We start from the raw sequence: 20,862 nt of genomic DNA on the forward strand, positions 1-20,862 counted from the left end.
TAGGCCAAAAAACCGTCGAGGCAAAAGCCTTTCTTTGCGTCAAACCGGCGGTGGCGGAAATGCTGTTTCCGTCCCTGTCAAAGGAAGGCGGTCAGGATGCCAGCCGCCATCCCGTTCCGGTGGCCTCGGTGGTGAAATCGTCGAAGGAGAGCGGCCGCGAGAAGGCATAGCCCTGCAGGATGTCGCAGCCGAGATCGCGCAGCAGTTCGGCATGGGCCGCCGTCTCCACCCCTTCGGCCACCGTCTCGACGCCGAGCGAGCGGGCGATGTCGATGATCGAGCGGACCAGCGCCCGCTCCTGTGTTGCGCCGACGATCGGCTGCACCAGCTGGCGGTCGATCTTCAGGCGCTTGGGCTTCAGCTTCAACAGGCTGACGATCGAGGTATGGCCGGTGCCGAAATCGTCGATCTCGATATCGATGCCGAGCGCCTTGATGTGCTCGAGATTGTGCGAGACGACGTCCTCGCTCTCGTCGAGGAAGATCGATTCCACCAGTTCGAAGGAAAGCTCGCCGGGGCAGATATGCAGGTCGGCGAGCGATTCCAGCAGGCTGCCGTCATGCAGCCGTCGCGCCGAAACATTGACCGAGACCTTGGGCACGGCAATGCCTTGCGCCGTCCAGCGCATCTTGTCGCGCAGCGCCGTTTCCAGCACGATCCTGTCGAGCATCTGCACGACATTGATCTCGTCGGCGATGCGCAGGAACTTGTCTGGCGTCAGCCACCCCTTGGTCGGATGTTTCCAGCGCACCAGCGCCTCCACACCCGTCAGTTCCATCGTCCGGGCTGAGAATTGCGGCTGGTACCAGGCGGTGAACTCGCCATTGTCGATGCCGGCGAGGATCTCGTCGGCCGTGCGCTTGGTGTTGACGATATCGGCCTGGAGATTGTGATTGAAGAATTCGAAGCGGTTGCGGCCCGTGCTCTTGGCGCGGTAGAGCGCGATATCGGCATTGATCAGCACCTTGCGCGCATCGACGTGAATGCCGTTGGCAAGCGCCACGCCGATCGACACGCCGCAGCGGCAGGAAAAACCCTGGAAATCGATCGGCTGGCGCATCTCTTCGATGATCCGCGCCGAAAGCTGTGCCATCTCCGTGTCGCCGACATCAAGGGCGAGGATGACGAATTCGTCGCCGCCGATGCGGGCGACGATATCGCTGCCGCGGACATTCTTGGCGAGCACCTTCGAGGCGTGCACCAGCATGGCATCGCCGGCGGCATGGCCAAGCGTGTCGTTGATGTCCTTGAAGCGGTCGAGGTCGATGTGCAGGATCGAGAATTTCTGCCGCTGCCGGCGGCCGTCATTCGTCAATTCTTCGAGCGCGATATCGAGCTTGCGGCGATTGGCAAGCGCGGTCAGCGGGTCGTGCAGCGAATTGTGCTCGATCCTGTTCTTGGCAAGCTCGAGCTCGATATTCTTGGCGACCGCCTCGTCCTTGGCGGCTTTCAGCCGGATCGTCATTAGCACGTCTTCGGTGGCATCGAAGGCGATGCCCATGATCTTCATCTCGCCGGTCCCCGTCTGGTGGACCTTGCCGACGGAGCGGACATAGCGCACCGCGCCGCCATCGACGATCACCCGACAGACGAGGGTGTGGGTATCGCCATTTTTCTTGAAGTGGCGCGCGCTTTCGAGCGCCAGACCCCGATCCTCGGGGTGGATGCAGCCAAGCCAGGTCTCCTCGGTCATGAAGCCGTTGCGCGGCGCAAGCCCATAGAGCTCGTGCATGCGCTCGTTCCAGATCGAGCCGCCCCGGTCGGGCCGCGCTTCCCAGATGCCGCATTGATAGGAGTTGAGCGCCAGGTCGAGCCGGCTCGACAGCTCGGCGAGTTGTCCCTCGCGGCTGGAAAGCTCTTCAAGCGCCAGCTCCAGCTCGGCATTCTTGACCTCGCTCATGTCTTTCGCCTTGCGCAGCGTATCGGTCGTCTCCGCATCGGCGGTCACGTCCCAGACGATGCCGATCGTCCTGCTGACGCCGCCGGCATCGGTATAGAAGGCGCCGACCGAGCGCAGGTGACGGATGCCGCCATCGGCTGGCACGATACGGTACTGCGCCGTGCAGGCGGCACCGGCGATGCTGCAGCTGAAGAAATGCACTTCGGCGATCTCGCGGTCCTCGGGCAGGATCGCCGTTAGCCATTCGTCGAGCGCCCGGCTTCCTTCCTGCGCCGGCTTGCCGTGCAGGGCCGCCGCACGTGCATCCCAGAGCAGGCTGCTCGAATGATCATCCAGCTCCCAGATGCCGATATTCGAGGATTCCAACGCCAGATCGAGCCGTTGCGACAATTCCTTGAGTTTCGCTTCGCGCGTCTCGAGCTCGGTGATATTGCGATTACGCTCCCCAAGCAGGAGGGTCGCGAAGAAGATCGGGACGATGATGATGCAGCCGGCGGCAACGACGATCAGCCGCAGCTCGGTCTGGTTCTCCGGTATCGCGTGCCAGCCGCTGTTCGGAACGACGGAAAGTTCCCACTTGCCGCCGGCAAAGCCGATCTTCTGGCGCATAGGATCCTTGTCATCGATCTCGGACGACCCGAAGAACGGCGCGGTTGTCGCGGCCCTCGCCGATGAGCCGATATCCCGGAGGGCGATCGATAGATGGTTGAGATGCGGAAAACGTTCCCGGTTCTCGCGGTCGCGCGCCGGCATCAGCCCGGTCGCCTCGTAGAACATCTGCTGGTCGATGACGAGCTCGACCGCCCCCCAGAGCCGCCGTTGGCCGTTCTCCTTGACGAAAACCGGGAAGAATATGGCAAAGCCGTCCCGGCCGTCGGTGCTGACAGGGCCATAAAAGCGCGCCGACAGATCGGCGGCCGCCGGCGTCATCGCCTGGCGTGAAAACAGCGTTGCGCGCACGTCGCGGCCGATCTCCTCATTGCCGGGTAGCCGGGGATAGACGTTGTCGATGATGAAATCCGGTGCGACGGCGATGTGAATGAAGGACGGATTCTGGATCAGCAGCCAGTTGATCTGCCGCTCCATCTCCTCTCCGTTTGCCGCACTGACGGAGATCAGATTGGCAAGATCGCGGACCATGCTGAGGTCCATATTGATCTCAGCCATCACCCGGGCGCGGATGAGGTTTGCCTCGCTTTCGGTGCGGATATGAAGTTCGCGCTCATAGGATTGAGTATTGGCCCGGTCGAGGCCGAAGCCGACCATGATGACGACAAGGGCGACAAGCGATGAAACCAGAAACGAAACGCGGGTATTCTTCAACACGCGCCGTAACTGCTTGTTGTCGCTCAGCCTGAATAGCAAAATGAAACTCCCGTCTTCCGGGCGACTTTAGGGCGTGGGGGTTAATTTACGATTGCCCGCAAGCGAAGCCAAAAATCATGGGAAGGCAAAAGCAGCGGTTAACACGGCGTCTTGATTATATTTAAAATCCTATTCATCAATTAGGCGGGAAAAGCCATTCTTCCGGGCAATTTTCGCCATATTCAGGAGGCTATCTGTGGCCAGTCATGTTCTCGTGCAGCGTCTGAAAAGGATTGTCGCCATGCGTTTCGTCGTCGCCACGCTTTTGGCAACAGCAAGTTTCCTGTCGCCGATGAGCGGTTTTGCCGAGAGCGCCGATGTCGAGGCGACGATCAAGAAGGTCGATACCGCCAATCTGGTGCTGACGCTCGACGACGGCAAAACCTATCAGGCGCCTGAGGAATTCAATTTCGACGGCCTCGAAGCCGGCGTGAAGGTGATCGTCTTCTATACCGAGGTCGACGGCAAGCGCGTCATCAACGATCTGGATATCGTCAAGTAGGGCGGGTCCGCGGAGGATGGCATGAAGCATGCTTCGATCGTCGTGCGTGCTGATTGGGATGAAGAGGCTGGCGTTTGGGTCGCCAGCAGCAACGATATCGAAGGACTGGCCATTGAAGCCGGTACCCTTCGAAGCCCCCAAGCCTAAACTTATCGCTGTTGCAGCCGGCCTTCTCGAGCTGAACGGTTTTACCTCTAACCAGCCGGAAATCCCGATCCACATCATAGCCGAACAACTCGTCGGCATCCCCAATCCCACAAAGTGAGCCTATCGCGGGCTAAGATGCGGCAACGCCCTACAGCCAGACGATCGTCCGCTCAGTAGTATCGATCCTGACAATCTGGTCCTGCGGGATCCCGCCTTCGGCAGCGCTGCTCTTCGGCAGGTCGGCGATCATCTGGAACAGTGTGCGGATGACGCCGCCATGGGTGACGCAGACGGTCGGGCGGTCGACGGATTGCAGCCATGAGCCGGTGCGCCAGGAGAGGATCTCGTAGCTTTCCGCGTCGTCGCCGGGCGGGATGAAATCCCATTTCGAAGCATTGCGTTCGGCCACCCGCTCGCGCTGCGTGGCCTTCAACTCCTTGAGCGTCGAGCCCTCCCAGTCACCGAAGGAGATCTCGACCAGCCTCGGATCGGTGCGATAGGCAAACGGCGGCAGGCCCATGGCGCCGCGGACGATTTCCATGGTCGCGCGCGTGCGTTGCAGCGGGCTTGCGACGAAATCGAATTCATCGACCGTGTCGCCGAGAATTTCGCCAAGCGCCACCCCGTTCTGCCGGGCCTGTTCCAGGCCCGTGGCGTTCATCGGGATGTCCTTCTGGCCCTGCAGGCGGCGCTCGGCATTCCAGTCGGTCTGACCGTGTCTGATCACGTAGATAAGCACGGTCTCTGCTCCGGGAATGCTTCAGTCCTTGACGACCGAAATGTCAGGGGCGTCGACCGCTTTCATGCCGATGACATGATAGCCGCTGTCGGCATGGTGCACTTCGCCGGTGACGGAGCGCGAGAGATCGGACAGCAGATAGAGGCCGACATCGCCGACTTCTTCGATGGTGACGGTGCGGCGCAGCGGCGCGTTGTATTCGTTCCACTTCAGAATATAGCGGAAATCGCCGATGCCGGAGGCTGCGAGCGTCTTGATCGGGCCGGCCGAGACGGCGTTGACGCGGATGTTCTGCGGTCCGAGGTCGACGGCCAGATACTTGACGCTCGCTTCGAGCGCGGCCTTGGCGACACCCATGACGTTATAGTTCGGCATCACCTTTTCGGCGCCGTAATAGGTCAGCGTCAGCATAGCGCCGCCATCCGTCATCAGCTTCTCGGCGCGGCGTGCGACCGAGGTGAAGGAATAGACGGAGATCTGCATCGTCTTGGCGAAATTGTCGGCCGAGGTGTCGACGTAGCGGCCGGTGAGCTCGTCCTTGTCGGAGAAGCCGATCGCATGCACCAGGAAATCGATCTTGCCCCAGAGCTTTTCGACGTTTGCGAAAACCTCGTCGATGGTGGCTTCGTCGGCAACGTCACAGTGTCCGACCAGCGTTGCGCCGATTTCGGCGGCAAGCGGCTCGACGCGCTTCTTCAGCGCATCGCCCTGGTAGGTGAGCGCGACTTCTCCGCCCTGCGCATGAATGGCCTTGGCAATACCCCACGCAATCGAGCGATTGTTGGCGACACCCATGATAACGCCGCGTTTGCCTGCCATGAGGCCGGATGCTTGAGCCATATTTCGCTCCCTAGGAATTCTGATTGATCCTGCCTATGGCATAGGCCGCTAATCGGTTCAAGCTTGGCCTGGATCATCAACTGTTAGGTTTCGTAACAAAGGGTGCGAAAGTCATAAATATTTCACAGGAACAGGCCTTCGCGCATGCTCCGCATGAGATCGGTGACTTTGTCGTCGGGCTTTTCCCACAGGATAATGCGCAATTCGACGACGAGATCGCCTCTGCCGCCCTCTTCGCGAGGCAATCCCTGGCCGGGAATTCTAATCGTCTTGTCCGAGCCGGACCATGCGGGGATCGTCACGTTCAGCGGCCCGCTCGGTCCTTCGATACGCGCCTCGGTGCCGAGCACGGCATTTTCGATGCTGAGCGGCAGCACCGCATGCAGATCGAAACCGGCGACCGTGAAGCGTGGATCGGGCGCAATGCGAATGTTGATGACGGCATCGCCCCGCTGCATGCCCGGCAGCTTGAAGCCTTGTCCCTTGAGCCGCAGCTCGTGACCATCCTTGGTGCCGGCCGGCAACGCGAAACCGATCTCGCGACCCTCCGGCAGTGAGGCGGTGATCCAACCGCTTTTCAGCACGTCGTCGATCGTCACCGTCGCCGTCGCCACCTCGTCGGGGGCTTTTTCCAGGCCGGTATCCTTGGCGCCGGTGAACCGGCGCACCAGGGATGTCAGGATGCTGAGCGGCAGCGGCAGGTTGGCGCCGGCATTTGGCCCAGCCTCGCCGGCCTCCTCGTCGCCCTTGGTTTCACCCTCGGCGGCGTCGCCATCCACGCGCCTGCCGGCCTCGCCAGCCTGCTGGTATTGCGCCCGTTGCGCGCGAGCCTGCGCCTGGCCGCCGGCCGCAGCGCGGGCCTGAGCGCCGAAAATGCGATCGACCATCTCGTCGGCGGGCTCGGCCGATCCTGCCTGTTGTCTGGAGCCGTCGGCGGCGGCCTTCTGGGCGGCGCGCGCAAGCTCTTCCATCACCCGCTCGGCATTGGCCTGCGCCGCCTTGGCGCGCACTGCGGCCTCACGTGCGGCCTGGCGCTGCTGCATGATCGTCTGTTCGTTCTTCTTTGCTTCCGCCATCCGCACGGCATTGTCGAACAGGCTGCGTTTGCGCGGGTCCTTCAGCGTTTCATAGGCGCGGCCGATCTCGGCGAACCGGGCGGTTGCCGTCGGGTCACCCTGATTGTGGTCGGGATGGGCTGACTTGGCCATATTGCGCCAGGCCGCCTTGATCTCGTCCGCTGCCGCGTCGCGCTTGACGCCCAGAATTTTATAAGGATCGCGCATGTTAAACCGCCGGTGTTGCGATGCGGGAAGCCACGTCCTTGCCCGGCATCCCGAAATTCCGAAATCAAAAGCCCAATAACAATTCGCGCCATCCCGTCGCACAGGCAGGGACAACCACTCTCAACGCTGATCGTGCGTCGGAGTTGCTAATCACTTCTTATTTCTATGGAGAGATGTGGGGTGTTTTGCGCCGAATGGTTAGCTCTTTGCTAAGCATTCGGCCGAAAGGTGTCGGGCGTTAACCTGTCGGCGAGCCGGATCAGCTTTCCCGCCGGAGCAGCTTTCCCGCCGGATCAGCTTTCCGGCTGGAAGCTCAAGAGCTGCCAGTTGCCGCCGCCGACGAGGCAGGTCTTGCCGTAGAATTTGGCGATGCCGACATAGGAATGCCGCGTCGTGCGGAACTGGCGGCAAACCTGGCCCGACTCGTTATTCTCGACGATCGTATCGATGACGCCGGCGCTGCCTGTCGATGCATTCGCCCAGGGAAGCGGTTGGCCCTCGAGCCTTTGCACATCAGCCGAGGTCACGGCATTGCGCACGGTCATCTCGTCCGACAGCGTATCGGTGCTCGGCGGCGTCTGCGGCACCGTGCCGGTTGCCACCGATCGGTCGACCTTGGCTTCGCTGAGAAAATCCATACCGCCTGCTAGGCAGCCGGAAAGCGAAAGCATTGCGGCGCCGATGACGAAGAACGTGCTGCTGCGATGCCGCAGGCCCTTTGTATGGCGATATGACTTTGCTATGACTTCCACCCTGCATCCTGTCCAGTTATCAAAAGCTGGGCGAGTTTTGAATAATCCGGGGCATTTGAACCAATATGTCGGCAAACGAGTTAACAAGCGGTGACTTTACCGAAAGTGGCGAACCCTTCAAGCTCTTTGCCGAATGGCTTGGCGAAGCGGAGGCTTCCGAACCCAATGACCCGAACGCCGTGGCGCTGGCAACGGTCGATGAGGATGGTCTTCCCAATGTCCGCATGGTTCTCCTGAAGGGATTCGACGACAACGGTTTCGTCTTCTACACCAATTTCGAGAGCCAGAAAGGCCGTGAAATTCTCGGCCAGAAAAAGGCCGCCATGTGTTTCCACTGGAAAAGCCTGCGCCGCCAGGTCAGGCTGCGCGGCCCGGTCGAGATCGTCACCGACGCCGAAGCCGACGCCTATTTCAAGACGCGGGCCCGCGGGAGCCGCATCGGCGCCTGGGCTTCGAAACAATCCCGCCCGCTCGAAAGCCGATTCGCGCTTGAAAAGGCGGTGGCCGAATATACTGCCCGTTATGCCATCGGCGAAATTCCGCGCCCCGCCCACTGGTCGGGCTTCCGCATCCGGCCGACCTCGATCGAGTTCTGGAAGGACCAGAATTTCCGCCTGCATGACCGCATCGAATTTCGACGGGCCTTGGCGGAAGGCGCATGGGAGAAGGTCAGGATGTATCCGTAAGCGGCGCTATTTGCCCATCAGCTTCAGCGGAATGCCGGAGGCAAGCGCTGAGACGTAGCGTCGCTTCTGGTAGAAGCCGTTCAGCGAAATGCGGCTGAGATAGCCGGTTTTCCTCGCCTCCGGCAGGCCCGGCTGGGTGGTGACCGCAAGCTCGAAGCCGAGATTGCGGGCGATCGCCGCCTCGCGGCTGGTCGCAGCCTCCGGCGTGCCGTAGGGATAGGCGATCGTCTTGGGGCGAATGCCGCTCACCGCCTCGACGTAATCGGCCGAAACCTGCATTTCTATCCGCGCTTCGGCCTCCGGCAGGCGGGCCAGCGCCCGATGGCTGATCGTATGGGCGCCGAGTGTGGCGAGCGGATGGGCCGCGAGCCGCTGCAACTGGCGGGGCTCCATCACCAGCGCGCGGGTGAGATCGGTTGGCTCGATGCCGTTTTCCCGCGCCAGCATGTCGATCGCGGCGACGGCGCACGCCTCGTCGGACCGGTGGATAAAGGCGGCGAATCGGTCGAAGGCATCCCATTGCTGCTGCGGATCGTCGAGCGCCAGCCGTTCGCTGCCACGGCCGAAGTCGAAGCGAAGTTCGCCTGACCGGCGTAAGAGGGCGGCGAGCGTCTCCCACCAAATGCTGTGCGAGCCCTCGGCAAAACCCTTGGCAACGAACACTGTGAACGGCGCCCGATGCTGTTCGAACACCGGCAGCGCGTGCTCCAGATTGTTTGTGTAGCCGTCGTCGAGCGTGAAGGCAGCAAACGGCGTTCCGCCCTCGGGCTCGGCCAGCAGCGCCGGCACCTGATCGAGCGGCACGAAACGATAGCCCTCCCGCTTCAGCCGCCGCAGCGCCGTATCGAGAAAGCCGGGGGTGATTTCGAGATGCGCATTCGGCTCGAAAGCCTCCGGCACGTACGGGCGGACATGATGCAGCGTGAAGACGACGCCGCGTCCGCGCGCCTGGCGCATCAGCCCGGCGGCGGCAATCAGCCAGGAAAGCTCGAGCCCGACGCCGATCGCCGCGCGTTTTGCCAGTCGCCGGAATTGTCCCATCATGCGCCGTCCGTTGCTTTTTGCCGCAAACTAGCAAGCGCGACTTAAGCCTTGCTGAATCCCGATTTCGCACGGCTCCTTTCATTTCCTGTTAACCAAGGCAATGAAAAGGCTAGAAAAATGGTAGGAGTTGCCTCAAAGTCGCGCCAAACTTGCCGCTTCTGTCACGTTACGGCACAACGCCGATCCGATCGAGCGCCGACGCATCAAGGGGAACTGCATGAGAACGCTTCTGGCGGCTGTTTTGACCGTAACGCTGGCCGTTTCGGCGCCTCTTGCGGCCCTGGCCGGCAGCGCTTCACTGGTCCTCGATGCCCGCACCGGCAAGGTTCTCGCCGCCGAGAACGCCGATACGTTGAACCATCCGGCCTCGCTGACGAAGATGATGACGCTCTATCTCACCTTCGAAGCGCTGAAACGCGGCAAGATCGCCTGGGATACGCCGATCAAGATGTCGAAATACGCCGCTTCCCGGCCGCCGACCAAGCTCGGCGTCAAGGCCGGCGGCACGATCACCGTGCGCGAGGCGGTCTATGGCATGATCATCAAATCCGCCAATGATGCCGCCTCGGCCATGGGCGAGAAGCTCGGCGGCTCGGAAAGCGGTTTTGCCCGGATGATGACGGCCAAGGCCCGCCAGCTCGGCATGAGCCGCACCGTCTTCGTCAACGCCTCCGGCCTGCCGGACGGCCGCCAGGTCACCACGGCGCGTGATATGTCGACGCTCGCCATCGCGCTGATGAAGAATTATCCGAACGAATACCGGCTGTTTTCGGTGGCAAGCTTCAATTTCCGCGGCCGCACCGTGCGCGGCCACAACAATCTCATGTACCGCTACCAGGGCATGGACGGCATCAAGACCGGTTACACCAACGCCTCCGGCTTCAATCTCGTCAGCGCTGTTCGGGACGGCAACCGCCGCGTCGTCGGCGTCGTGCTCGGCGGCCGCACCGCCCGCAGCCGTGACGACAAGATGGCCGGTCTGCTCGACCGTTATCTCGGCCGTGCCTCCTCTTCCGGCGGCGCCAAGCTGGTGGCGAGCGTCGGCGCCAGGGAGCCTGTCGAAGTGGCGTCTGCCGCCGACGATTCCGATGTTCCGGTGCCGCTCAGCGCACCGCGCCCGGCCGACGATCTTGCAGCAAAGAGCCTGGCCTATGCCGATGACGCCGTCGTGCCGCTGGAGCGTCCCGTCGCAATGGACGAAATCCTGAACGCCGGCAAGGCGCCGAAAATGTCGGCAGAAAAGTCCGACGGCGACTGGCAGATCCAGATCTCGGCCGCCCCGAGCGCCGATGCTGCGCGTGCACTTCTCGCCCAGGCGAAGTCTGAAGGCGGCGCGCCGCTCAGTTCAGCCTCGCCCTATACCGAAGCAGTCGGCAAGGGCGCCAACAAGATCTACCGTGCCCGCTTCGTCGGTTTCGCCAGCAAGGATGCTGCCGTTTCCGCCTGCGATGCGCTGAAGCAGCGCTCCTACGACTGCATGCTGCTGCCTGACCACGGCTGATCGCCGCAGTCAGGCAATCGACTCTGGACAAGCATCGGGAATCAGCGTCTCCTCCATAAACAAAAGGAGAACGCCGATGTTGCGTCGTCTTGCCGATCAGTTCGAAATCTCATCCGCCTCCCATGTCGCCGCCAACGGCATCGAACGCGATGCCGACTGGTTCCTGTTGAAGCTGCAGGAGGAAATGGGCGAGCTGACGCAGGCCTGGAACCGGCTGACCGGCCGCGGCCGTGCGAAAGGCCGCTCGCCTGACGAGATGCGGCGCGATCTGGCCGACGAGACCGCCGACCTTCTCGGTCATCTGCTGCTATTTGCCCGCCGCAATGATATCGACCTTGCCGCGGCGATCGAACGCAAGTGGCTGTTTCAGCCGGCGGAGGCGCCGAAGAGCTGAAGCATGCCGGTGGCCTTCAGCCGACCTTATGCCGATAGAACTTGGTGTCCACCGCCATCAGCGGGAAGGCGCGGGGCAGGGCGCTTTTGGCGATCTCGGTAAAGCCGTTCTTTTCGTAGAAGCGATGGGCGGCGACGAATTTGTCGGTCGTGCCGAGGAAGATATCGGTCAGGCCGGCATCCCTGGCATGGGCGAACATGCGGTCGAGAAGCAGCGCCGCCACCCCATGTTCGCGGCCGCGAACCTCAGCGGCAACGAACATCTTGCGCAGGGCCGCCTGATGATTGCCGATGTCCTTCAAGCCCAGCGTGCCGACGATGGCGCCATCCTTGACGGCGACCCAGAACTCTCCCTTGCCGGACTGATAGAAATCCGGGATGACCCTCAGATCCGGCTGCGCGTCGGCGGTGATGTCGATGCCGAACTCTTCGCGCTGGATCGGCAGGATCACCGAAAGCACGGCATCGGCGTCGCCTTCCGCAAAACGCCTGATCTCGACCTCCGCCATGACAGGCTCCTTTCGCCTCAGGTCTGGGTGCCGCCGACGGTGATCTGATCCATGCGCAGATGCGGCTGGCCGACGCCGACCGGAACCCATTGGCCGCCCTTGCCGCAATTGCCGATGCCGGTATCGAGCTTCATGTCGTTGCCGATCAGCGACACCCGCTTCATCGCATCCGGGCCATTGCCGATCAGCATCGCGCCCTTGATCGGCGCGCCGACCTTGCCGTTCTCGATCAGATAGGCCTCGGTGCAGCCGAAGACGAACTTGCCTGAGGTGATATCCACCTGGCCGCCGCCGAAGGAAACGGCATAGATGCCCTTCTTCACCGAGGCGATGATTTCCTCGGGCGTCTTGTCGCCGCCGAGCATATAGGTGTTGGTCATGCGCGGCATCGGCACATGGGCATAACCCTGGCGGCGGCCGTTGCCGGTCGGCGCCATGCCCATCAGCCGGGCATTCTGCCGATCCTGCATATAGCCGACGAGCTTGCCGTTCTCGATCAGCACGTTGTAGCCGGAAGGCGTGCCCTCGTCGTCGATGGTGATCGAGCCGCGGCGGTTGTCGATCGTGCCGTCGTCGACGACGGTCACGCCGGGAGCGGCGACCATCTGGCCGAGCAAGCCGGCAAAGGCCGACGTCTTCTTGCGGTTAAAATCGCCTTCCAGCCCGTGGCCGACGGCTTCGTGCAGCATCACGCCCGGCCAGCCGGAACCGAGAACGACATCCATCGTGCCTGCCGGCGCATCGATCGCCTCGAGGTTGACGAGCGCTTGGCGCAGCGCCTCGTCGGCGCCGTATTGCCAGCTGCCCTCGGCGATGAAATCGCCGAAACCGATACGCCCGCCGCTGCCGTAGGAGCCGCTTTCCTGGCGATCGCCTTCGCCGACCATGACCGAGATGTTGATGCGGGTCATCGGCCTGATGTCGCGCACGCGATGCCCGTCGGCGCGCAGGATGTCGACCACCTGCCAGCTCGCCGCCACCGACGCCGTCACCTGCCGCACCTTGTCGTTCTTGCCCCTGAGATAGGCGTCGATATCCTGCAGAACCTTGACCTTCTCCTCGAAGCTCGGCTGGCCGATCGGGTTCTGGTCGCCGTAGAATTTCTTGTTGGTGCCTTGCGGGGCGGCCGCATAGGAGCCGGAATAGCCGCGCGTCACCGCGCCCACCGCATCCGCCGCCCGCTTCAGCGCCGCCACCGAGAGATCGCCGGCATGGGCGTAGCCCACCGCTTCGCCGGCAACGGCGCGCAGGCCGAATCCCTGCTCGGTGTTGAAGCTGCCGCCCTTCAGCCGGCCATTGTCGAAGGTCAGCGCTTCGGCCTGCGCATGCTCGATAAACAGCTCGCCGTCATCGGCGCCGGCGAGCGCCTCGGCGACCAGACCACGCATCGTGGCTTCGTCGGCATCGAATAGCGTCAGGAGATCGGTGGTCATGGTCTGGCTCCAATGGGCATGCGTTCGGGGATGCGCTTACGCATCTAGATAGGGCTCCTCATGATAAGGAGTGAAGCCCTGCGGCGGAATATTCTTTGTTGGGCAGGATATCTAGGAGAGGGGATGCTTCCAAAGAGCGGGAAGCTCGGGGAGAAGGTGCCGGCAGGCGATGAGGGGGCCACGCGGCACACCCTCTCCTAATCCCTGTCCGGCGACGCGCACGGCAAGCGACTTGAAGACAGTCAAGACCATGCCAGTGCGGCCGAAGCTGGATGGACGTTCTTCTTGTTGGACGCTCCGGCTTTGCGGCCCCCTCATCCGCCCTACGGGCACCTTCTCCCCGAGGGGAGAAGAGGGAGCCGAAAGGCCGCGGCACACATCACCTGATCTCAAGGCAGCGCGTCGAAACCCTCGGCGAAGCCCTTGAGGTCGACGGGGATGCCGATGCCTTCTTCGGGGGTCTGGAAGACGATGAAAGTTGCCTGGGCGCCGCTGCGGAAGGTCTTCAGCAGCTCGTCTTCCAGCACGACCTCGGCATAACAGCCGTCGGCGAAGCAGCGCACGAAATAGGCGCGGCCGATATCCTTGCCGTCGACATTAAGCCCGAGGCCGTTCGGCAGCAGCACGCCGAGCGGCGCCAGCACGCGGAGAATCTTCGACTTGCGGTCGGCCGTCTTCAAAACGACGACGGAAAGCCCGACCTCCGGCCGATCCTCGGCGATGACGTTCTGCATCAGCGCGCATTGTTCGGTCGCAGCCCCTGCCGGCTTGTCGCAGACGACCGACCATGCGCCGTGATTGGATTTCACCGTGCCCGGCGCCTGCGGCTGGGTCTGGCCGGGTGTCACCTGGATATTCGGATTGGACGCGCTCGGCTGCTGCGGCGTTGCAGCAGGAGCAGGGGCCGCAGCCGGCGGCTTGGCCGGCGCCGGCGTCGGTTGCTGCTGTGCGAAAACGGGCGTCGTCGCCGCGGCCGCGATGCTGGCAGTCACGAGAAGCGACTGCGCGAGGGAACGGAAACCCATGGAAACCTCTGGATATCGAATCATTGCGGCTATTGTTGAAGCTGCCCACCAAAAATGAAAAGCCCCACCCCGTGAAAACCGGGGGACTGCGGCGGAAATTGGACCTTTCGGCAAGAATGTGCGGCGCGCGGATTGGCCGGAAAGCCGATTTTTCATATGCTGATGAAAAACTTGGGATGTTTTGCCCTTCCGGCCTGCCTATGCTTTCAGCAAAAATGCCGCATAGACAATTGCTCTGGCCTGTTGCGGCAAATGCCAAACTGTGGTTTGAAGCGCTGAAGATGGCAAGGATTCTGCGTTCTATTCTGCAGGTCAAGCGCTCGAGGGAGATTATAAGGTGATGAAGAAGGCTTATGCAGCCCTGACCACGCTGGTCTGTCTGCTTTTTGCTTCCGGCACATATGCCGACCAGCCGCTGCCGTGGCAGGCAACGCTGCAGCCGGCGGCGACGCCGATCATGCGGGAAATCCATTGGTTCGAACAATATACCCTCTGGTTTATCGTTCCGATCACGCTCTTCGTGCTGGTGCTGCTCATTGTCGTCTGCGTCAAGTTCCGCGCCAGCGCCAACCCGGTTCCTTCGAAGACGAGCCACAACACGCTGATCGAGATTGCCTGGACCGTGGGGCCGGTCCTGGTGCTGCTTCTTCTCGCCATTCCCTCGTTCAACCTGCTGACGGCGCAGCTGACGCTGCCTGAAAACCCCGACGTGACGATCAAGGCGACCGCCACCCAGTGGCAGTGGAATTACGAATATGAAGGTTCGGGCGACAGCCCGCTGGCTTTCGACAGCTACCTCTTGAAGGATCAGGACCGTGCTGCCGCCGGCAAGGAAGACAAGTCGGTTTATCCGAGACTTCTGGCCGTCGACAATGAGCTGGTCCTGCCTGTCAACAAGACGGTGCGCGTTCTCGTGACCTCGGCCCCGACCGACGTCATCCACGCTTTCGCCATGCCGTCCTTCGGCGTCAAGATCGACGCCGTGCCGGGCCGCCTGAACGAGACCTGGTTCCGGGCCGAGCGCGAAGGCCTGTTCTATGGCCAGTGTTCCGAGCTCTGCGGCAAGGACCATGCGTTCATGCCGATCGCCATCCGCGTCGTCTCCGAGGACAAGTACAAGCAGTGGCTGACCACAGCCGCCAGCGACCTGCCCGGCGCCTACAAGACACTCATGGCCGCAACCGATGGTCCCGCAAAGACCCTCGACGTCGCCGAAGCACAGTAATTAAGGGGATCGGGACAATGGCTGGACCTTCCGCTCACGACGATCATTCTCATGATCACGCCCATCACGACCACGCTCATGATGACCAGGATCATCACGATCACGGGCACAAGCCGAGCTTTGCCAATCGCTGGCTGTTCTCGACCAACCACAAGGACATCGGCACGCTCTACCTGATCTTCGCGATCATCGCCGGCATCATCGGCGGCGCGCTGTCGGTGGCGATGCGCATGGAGCTGCAGGAGCCTGGTATCCAGATCTTCCACGGCCTGGCCTCGATGGTCTACGGCTATGAGGGCGATGCCGCGATCGACGGCGCCAAGCAGATGTTCAACATGTTCACCACAGCGCATGCGCTGATCATGATCTTCTTCATGGTCATGCCGGCGATGATCGGGGGGTTCGCCAACTGGATGGTGCCGATCATGATCGGCGCCCCCGACATGGCCTTCCCGCGCCTGAACAACATCTCCTTCTGGCTGATCGTTCCGGCCTTCGCGCTGCTGCTGCTGTCGATGTTCGTCGAAGGCCCGGCAGGCGCCTACGGCACGGGCGGCGGCTGGACGATGTATCCGCCGCTGGCGACCAGCGGCACGCCGGGACCGGCGGTCGATCTTGCGATCTTCGCGCTCCACATTGCCGGCGCCTCGTCGATCCTTGGTGCGATCAACTTCATCACCACGATCCTCAACATGCGCGCTCCCGGCATGACGCTGCACAAGATGCCGCTGTTTGCCTGGTCCGTGCTGATCACCGCCTTCCTGCTCTTGCTGTCGCTGCCGGTTCTGGCAGGCGGCATCACCATGCTGCTCACCGACCGCAACTTCGGCACCTCCTTCTTCTCTCCGGAAGGTGGCGGCGACCCGATCCTCTACCAGCACCTGTTCTGGTTCTTCGGTCACCCTGAGGTCTACATCCTCATCCTGCCGGGCTTCGGCATGGTCAGCCACATCATCTCGACCTTCTCGAGGAAGCCGATCTTCGGTTATCTCGGCATGGCCTACGCCATGGTCGCGATCGGCGCCGTCGGCTTCGTCGTCTGGGCCCACCACATGTACACGGTCGGCCTGTCGCTCGACGCGCAGCGCTACTTCGTCTTCGCGACGATGGTCATCGCAGTTCCGACGGGCGTGAAGATCTTCTCCTGGATCGCGACGATGTGGGGCGGCTCGATCTCGTTCCGCACGCCGATGCTCTGGGCGATCGGCTTCATCTTCCTGTTCACGGTCGGCGGCGTCACCGGCGTCCAGCTTGCCAATGCCGGTCTCGACCGCTCGCTGCATGACACCTATTACGTCGTGGCCCACTTCCACTACGTTCTGTCGCTCGGCGCCGTCTTCGCGATCTTCGCCGGCTGGTACTACTGGTTCCCGAAGATGACCGGCTACATGTACAACGAGCTGGTCGGCAAGCTGCATTTCTGGATCATGTTCATCGGCGTCAACCTGGTGTTCTTCCCGCAGCACTTCCTCGGCCTCGCCGGCATGCCGCGCCGCTACATCGATTATCCGGATGCCTTTGCCGGCTGGAACTATGTTTCCTCGATCGGCTCCTACATCTCGGCCTTCGGTGTGCTGATCTTCCTCTATGGCGTCTTCGAAGCCTTCGCCAAGAAGCGCGTCGCCGGCGACAATCCGTGGGGTGAGGGTGCAACGACGCTCGAATGGCAGCTGCCTTCGCCGCCGCCCTATCACCAGTGGGAACAGCTTCCGCGCATCAAGTAAATTGCGCGGACATCAGGACGCCGCGTTCGATACGGCGTCCTGATGGTAAGACATTCAGGACGGAATGATGACGGTTATCGACAATCACGGGGTGCTTGCAAAGGACGGCGAATTGTCGGAAGCGAGTGCGCGCGATTATTTCGAATTGCTGAAGCCGCGGGTGATGTCGCTCGTGGTCTTCACCGCCTTTGCCGGCCTGGTGCTGGCGCCGGGCCACATCCATCCCGTCCTCGGCCTGATCGCCATTCTCTGTATCGCCGTCGGCGCCGGCGCCTCCGGCGCGCTTAATATGTGGTATGACGCCGATATCGACGCCATCATGAGCCGCACCGCCAAGCGTCCGATCCCGGCCGGCCGCATCGCCCCCTCGGAGGCGCTCGCCTTCGGCCTGGTGCTTTCCGGCTTCTCGGTCGTCATCCTCGGCCTTGCCGTCAACTGGCTCTCGGCCGGCATCCTTGCCTTCACCATCTTCTTCTACGCCGTCGTCTACACCATGTGGCTGAAGCGCTCGACGCCGCAGAACATCGTCATCGGCGGTGCTGCCGGCGCCTTCCCGCCGATGATCGGCTGGGCCTGCGTCACCAACAGCGTGACGGTCGAGAGCACCGTTCTCTTCATGATCATCTTCCTGTGGACGCCGGCGCATTTCTGGGCTCTGGCTCTGTTCAAGATGCGCGATTACGAGGCCGTCGGCGTGCCGATGCTGCCGAACGTCGCCGGCGAGCGGGTGACCAAGCATCAGATCGTCGCCTATGCGGTGCTGACCGCCGTCTGTGGGGTATTGCCGTCCTTCCTCGGTTTCGCGAGCCTCGGTTATGGCCTCGTCGCCGCCGCCCTCGGCGCGATCTTCATATACTGTTCCATCGCCGTCTGGCGTATGCCCGACGGCGATCTGAAGATGATCCCGGCGAAGAAGCTCTTCGGCTTCTCGATCTTCTACCTCTTCGCCGTGTTCTCCGCCCTGATGATCGACCGGCTGGCGTCGGTACTGTTCTCGCATGCGGGAGGTTGGTTCTGATGGAAACGGTCAAGCTCACCGAAAAGCAGATGAAGTCGCGCCGCAACCGCAACATCGCCCTTGGGCTGGTGCTTGCCGGCCTCGTCGTCCTCTTCTACGCGATCACCATCGTGAAGATCGGCGGAGGAATGGCCGGATGAGCGAAAACGGTGCACCGAAGAAGCAGGGCCGCAACAACGGCGCCGTCGTCATGATGTGCCTGAGCTTCGTCTTCGGCATGGGCGCGATGAGCTACGCCGCCGTGCCGCTCTATCGCATCTTCTGCCAGGTCACCGGCTATAACGGCACGACGCAGCGCGTCGACCAGGTGTCGAGCGTCGTGCTCGACCGCACGATGCGCGTCACCTTCGACGCCAATGTCGCGCCCGGCCTGCAATGGGACTTCAAGCCGGTCGAGCGCGAGGTCAATCCGAAGATCGGCGAAACGATCCAGGTCAATTTCACCGCCGAGAATCGCTCGAACGAGACCCAGCGCGGCCAGGCGGTTTTCAACGTCACGCCGGGCGAAGCCGGCGTCTATTTCAACAAGGTGCAATGTTTCTGCTTTACGGAAACGGACCTGAAGCCGGGCGAGAAGCTCGACATGCCGGTGGTGTTCTACATCGACCCGGAAATCGTCAAGGCCGTGGAGTCCAAGGACATCCACACGGTCACGCTGTCATATACGTTCTACCCGAAAGAGGGTCCGAAGCCTGTGGCTTCGAATGAGGGTGGAGCGGTAAAAAGTGAAAAGAAACTTTGATCAAGGCTCGTTTCCGGCTATGCCGGGAGCGGAGTGAAGGAAGACATCCGGGGATAGCTACATGGCCGATGCTCATCAGAAGAATCACGACTATCACATCATCGATCCGAGCCCATGGCCGATTCTCGCCTCGCTCGGCGCCTTCATCATGGCGATCGGCGGAGTCTGCTACATGCGCTACCTGAGCGGCGGCTCTTTCAAGCTCGCCGGCGCCGAACTCGCCAACCCCTGGCTCTTCTACATCGGCTTCGCGCTGGTGCTCTACGTCATGTATGGCTGGTGGGCCGATACGGTGAAGGAAGCCCATGAGGGCGCCCACACCCGCGTCGTCTCGCTGCACCTGCGCTACGGCATGATCATGTTCATCGCTTCGGAAGTGATGTTCTTCGTCGCCTGGTTTTGGGCCTATTTCGACGCCAGCCTCTATCCGAACGAGGCAATCCAGGCCTCGCGTCTGCTCTACACTGGCGGCACCTGGCCGCCGAAGGGCATCGAGGTTCTCGATCCCTGGCACCTGCCGATCTACAACACCGTCATCTTGCTGCTGTCGGGCACGACCGTCACCTGGGCGCACCATGCGCTGCTGCACAACGACCGCAAGGGCCTGATCCAGGGCCTGACGCTGACGGTGCTGCTTGGCATTTTCTTCTCAAGCGTCCAGGCCTATGAATATGCCCACGCACCTTTCGCCTTCAAGAATTCGATCTACGGCGCGACCTTCTTCATGGCGACCGGCTTCCACGGCTTCCACGTCCTCATCGGCACCATCTTTTTGCTGGTCTGCCTGATCCGGTCGTTGCGCGGCGATTTCACCCCGAAACAGCATTTCGGCTTCGAGGCCGCCGCCTGGTACTGGCACTTCGTCGACGTCGTCTGGCTGTTCCTGTTCTTCTGCATCTACGTCTGGGGCGGCTGGGGCGCGCCCGTCGCAGCCGGCTGACGGCAGCGATTATCCAAACAAAGGGCGGGCCTCGTGTCCGCCCTTTTTTTGTGTGTTCCCCCATGATCGGTTCTCGTCAGTAGGGAACGGAGCGGTTGCCGCAAATCTCTTTTCCCCAGCGGGGAGAAGGTGCCGGCAGGCGGATGAGGGGGCTACACGGCGCCACGCCCGTAACCGCCTATCCCAGTAAGCGACACGGGCGAGACAATTCTGGCGCGGTCGAACCTCCGCAACGTTTGGAAAGACCTGTTTCTGTGGCCCCCCATCCGCCCTACGGGCACCTTCTCCCCGCTGGGTGGAAGGGGGAGTCGATAAGCCGCGGCATGCCTTTGCCCATTTGGGCCTCGCCCTTTCTCAGCGCCCGCCGGCGATCCGTTCGAACGCCGAAGGCTCGGGAATGCCGAGATCGAGGCGCTGGCGGATCGCTTCGGCGCATTCAAGTGCCGTCAGCACCGAAGTATCGACCTCCATGTCATAAATGCCCGGCCGGTGCACCTCGTCCTGCCAGCGCTGCACCGGCTCGGGGATCGGCACCTCCTCGGTGGCTCTTACATACAGTGTCTCGCGGCCTTCCTGCTTGAATTCCCGGCGCTGCATGATCGTTTCGATCGGACAGCGCACGCCGACGAACAGCACGGAAAAGCCGTCCAGGCGCCTGGCACAGTCGGCGAGAATGCCGAGCGGCTGCGAGTAGCTGTCATGATGGCCGAGATCGGCCACCACATTGAGGCCAAATCCGGCATGCATGGCGATCGATTCATAAAGAGCCGCATAGAGGAACGGCACCAGTTCTTCGAGCTCCGGCCGCTCGCCGCCCGGCCTTAAGCCGATGCCGGGCAGATAGCGCTTCGGCGTCATGGCATTGTAGCTGTCGACGCCGAGGTTGATCCACGGCCCCTCGAATTCGTCCTGGATTGCGCGCGCAATGCTGGATTTGCCGCTTCTGGGCGCACCGTTCAAGATAATGATCTGGCCGGCATGGTTGTCATTGGTCATCCGTCTTCTTCTTCTGTTTGGCGCGAATCACTGAGGCGAAAGCGCGCAGGCATTTCCATTCGGGATGCGAATACTTTATGGGAGAGTTAAGGCAGGAT

General features: G+C 62.1%; 21 protein-coding genes and 1 pseudogene. 12 read left to right on the plus strand and 10 right to left on the minus strand.

Going from position 1 to position 20,862, the window contains the following annotated elements; genetic code table 11:
• Positions 1-91: 91 nt before the first annotated feature.
• Positions 92-3,265 (minus strand): bifunctional diguanylate cyclase/phosphodiesterase, encoded by a 3,174-nt coding sequence (locus K6N12_RS04990; protein ID WP_131711369.1) that lies wholly within the window; start codon positions 3,263-3,265, stop codon positions 92-94.
• Positions 3,266-3,506: 241 nt separating this feature from the next.
• Here K6N12_RS04990 and K6N12_RS04995 point away from each other — a divergent pair, with 241 nt between their 5' ends.
• Complete coding sequence (locus K6N12_RS04995; RefSeq protein ID WP_003569889.1) at positions 3,507-3,767, plus strand: DUF1344 domain-containing protein; 261 nt, start codon at positions 3,507-3,509, stop codon at positions 3,765-3,767.
• Between the two features lie 21 nt (positions 3,768-3,788).
• Positions 3,789-4,032, plus strand: a pseudogene (locus K6N12_RS34780) (DUF1902 domain-containing protein).
• A gap of 30 nt (positions 4,033-4,062) precedes the next feature.
• Here the strand turns inward: K6N12_RS34780 and K6N12_RS05005 are convergent.
• The 4 genes from K6N12_RS05005 to K6N12_RS05020 all read right to left on the minus strand — a co-directional run bounded on the left by K6N12_RS05005 (position 4,063) and on the right by K6N12_RS05020 (position 7,528).
• Positions 4,063-4,653, minus strand: coding sequence for a histidine phosphatase family protein (locus tag K6N12_RS05005; protein ID WP_097624088.1), 591 nt, complete (start codon positions 4,651-4,653; stop codon positions 4,063-4,065).
• 21 nt (positions 4,654-4,674) lie between these two features.
• On the minus strand, positions 4,675-5,493 hold the full coding sequence (gene fabI, locus K6N12_RS05010; RefSeq protein WP_049736024.1) for an enoyl-ACP reductase FabI: 819 nt from the start codon (positions 5,491-5,493) through the stop codon (positions 4,675-4,677).
• 122 nt (positions 5,494-5,615) lie between these two features.
• Complete coding sequence (locus tag K6N12_RS05015; RefSeq protein WP_097624089.1) at positions 5,616-6,776, minus strand: DnaJ C-terminal domain-containing protein; 1,161 nt, start codon at positions 6,774-6,776, stop codon at positions 5,616-5,618.
• A gap of 293 nt (positions 6,777-7,069) precedes the next feature.
• On the minus strand, positions 7,070-7,528 hold the full coding sequence (locus K6N12_RS05020; RefSeq protein ID WP_097624090.1) for an RT0821/Lpp0805 family surface protein: 459 nt from the start codon (positions 7,526-7,528) through the stop codon (positions 7,070-7,072).
• 65 nt (positions 7,529-7,593) lie between these two features.
• Between K6N12_RS05020 and pdxH the strand changes: the two genes are divergently transcribed.
• On the plus strand, positions 7,594-8,214 hold the full coding sequence (gene pdxH / locus K6N12_RS05025; RefSeq protein WP_097624091.1) for a pyridoxamine 5'-phosphate oxidase: 621 nt from the start codon (positions 7,594-7,596) through the stop codon (positions 8,212-8,214).
• A gap of 6 nt (positions 8,215-8,220) precedes the next feature.
• On the opposite strand, the gene K6N12_RS05030 is transcribed toward pdxH, so the two are convergent.
• Positions 8,221-9,258, minus strand: coding sequence for a polysaccharide deacetylase family protein (locus tag K6N12_RS05030; protein WP_097624092.1), 1,038 nt, complete (start codon positions 9,256-9,258; stop codon positions 8,221-8,223).
• 217 nt (positions 9,259-9,475) lie between these two features.
• Between K6N12_RS05030 and K6N12_RS05035 the strand changes: the two genes are divergently transcribed.
• Together K6N12_RS05035 and K6N12_RS05040 are read left to right on the plus strand one after the other, a co-directional pair.
• Entirely contained in the window at positions 9,476-10,759 is a 1,284-nt protein-coding gene (locus K6N12_RS05035; RefSeq protein ID WP_097624093.1) for a D-alanyl-D-alanine carboxypeptidase family protein, read from the plus strand.
• A gap of 76 nt (positions 10,760-10,835) precedes the next feature.
• Entirely contained in the window at positions 10,836-11,153 is a 318-nt protein-coding gene (locus tag K6N12_RS05040; RefSeq protein ID WP_097624094.1) for a nucleoside triphosphate pyrophosphohydrolase family protein, read from the plus strand.
• Positions 11,154-11,169: 16 nt separating this feature from the next.
• Here K6N12_RS05040 and K6N12_RS05045 read toward each other — a convergent pair whose 3' ends face one another.
• The 3 genes from K6N12_RS05045 to K6N12_RS05055 form a co-directional block, all read right to left on the minus strand.
• Positions 11,170-11,661, minus strand: a complete 492-nt coding sequence (locus K6N12_RS05045; RefSeq protein WP_097624095.1) for a GNAT family N-acetyltransferase — start codon at positions 11,659-11,661, stop codon at positions 11,170-11,172.
• Between the two features lie 17 nt (positions 11,662-11,678).
• Positions 11,679-13,094, minus strand: a complete 1,416-nt coding sequence (tldD, locus tag K6N12_RS05050; protein ID WP_097624096.1) for a metalloprotease TldD — start codon at positions 13,092-13,094, stop codon at positions 11,679-11,681.
• Between the two features lie 389 nt (positions 13,095-13,483).
• On the minus strand, positions 13,484-14,143 hold the full coding sequence (locus K6N12_RS05055; RefSeq protein WP_179867056.1) for an invasion associated locus B family protein: 660 nt from the start codon (positions 14,141-14,143) through the stop codon (positions 13,484-13,486).
• Between the two features lie 11 nt (positions 14,144-14,154).
• Here K6N12_RS05055 and K6N12_RS05060 point away from each other — a divergent pair, with 11 nt between their 5' ends.
• From K6N12_RS05060 to K6N12_RS05090, 7 genes are all read left to right on the plus strand, one after another.
• The gene (locus tag K6N12_RS05060) at positions 14,155-14,460 is read left to right on the plus strand and encodes a hypothetical protein (RefSeq protein WP_131711370.1); all 306 of its coding nucleotides are present in this window, start codon (positions 14,155-14,157) and stop codon (positions 14,458-14,460) included.
• Entirely contained in the window at positions 14,460-15,344 is an 885-nt protein-coding gene (gene coxB / locus K6N12_RS05065; RefSeq protein WP_003588103.1) for a cytochrome c oxidase subunit II, read from the plus strand. Before K6N12_RS05060 ends, coxB begins: the two co-directional genes overlap by 1 nt.
• 17 nt (positions 15,345-15,361) lie before the next feature.
• Positions 15,362-17,068 carry a cytochrome c oxidase subunit I gene (gene ctaD / locus K6N12_RS05070; RefSeq protein ID WP_097624098.1) on the plus strand — a complete coding sequence of 569 codons (1,707 nt, stop codon included), beginning with the start codon at positions 15,362-15,364 and terminating at the stop codon, positions 17,066-17,068.
• A gap of 67 nt (positions 17,069-17,135) precedes the next feature.
• Positions 17,136-18,086, plus strand: coding sequence for a heme o synthase (locus tag K6N12_RS05075; RefSeq protein ID WP_097624181.1), 951 nt, complete (start codon positions 17,136-17,138; stop codon positions 18,084-18,086).
• A complete protein-coding gene (locus K6N12_RS05080; protein ID WP_097624099.1) occupies positions 18,086-18,226 on the plus strand; it encodes a hypothetical protein in 141 nt (46 codons plus the stop codon). Before K6N12_RS05075 ends, K6N12_RS05080 begins: the two co-directional genes overlap by 1 nt.
• Positions 18,223-18,828, plus strand: a complete 606-nt coding sequence (locus K6N12_RS05085; RefSeq protein ID WP_097624100.1) for a cytochrome c oxidase assembly protein — start codon at positions 18,223-18,225, stop codon at positions 18,826-18,828. The genes K6N12_RS05080 and K6N12_RS05085 overlap by 4 nt, the downstream gene beginning before the upstream one ends.
• A 61-nt stretch (positions 18,829-18,889) precedes the next feature.
• Entirely contained in the window at positions 18,890-19,768 is an 879-nt protein-coding gene (locus K6N12_RS05090) for a cytochrome c oxidase subunit 3 (RefSeq protein WP_097624101.1), read from the plus strand.
• Positions 19,769-20,122: 354 nt separating this feature from the next.
• Here the strand turns inward: K6N12_RS05090 and K6N12_RS05095 are convergent, their stop codons facing one another.
• Positions 20,123-20,764: a chloramphenicol phosphotransferase CPT family protein gene (locus tag K6N12_RS05095; protein WP_097624102.1), complete on the minus strand. Its 642-nt coding sequence runs from the start codon at positions 20,762-20,764 to the stop codon at positions 20,123-20,125.
• Positions 20,765-20,862: the final 98 nt, after the last annotated feature.

The sequence above is a fragment of the Rhizobium redzepovicii genome (assembly GCF_019793435.1).
Taxonomy (GTDB): Bacteria; Pseudomonadota; Alphaproteobacteria; order Rhizobiales; family Rhizobiaceae; genus Rhizobium; species Rhizobium redzepovicii.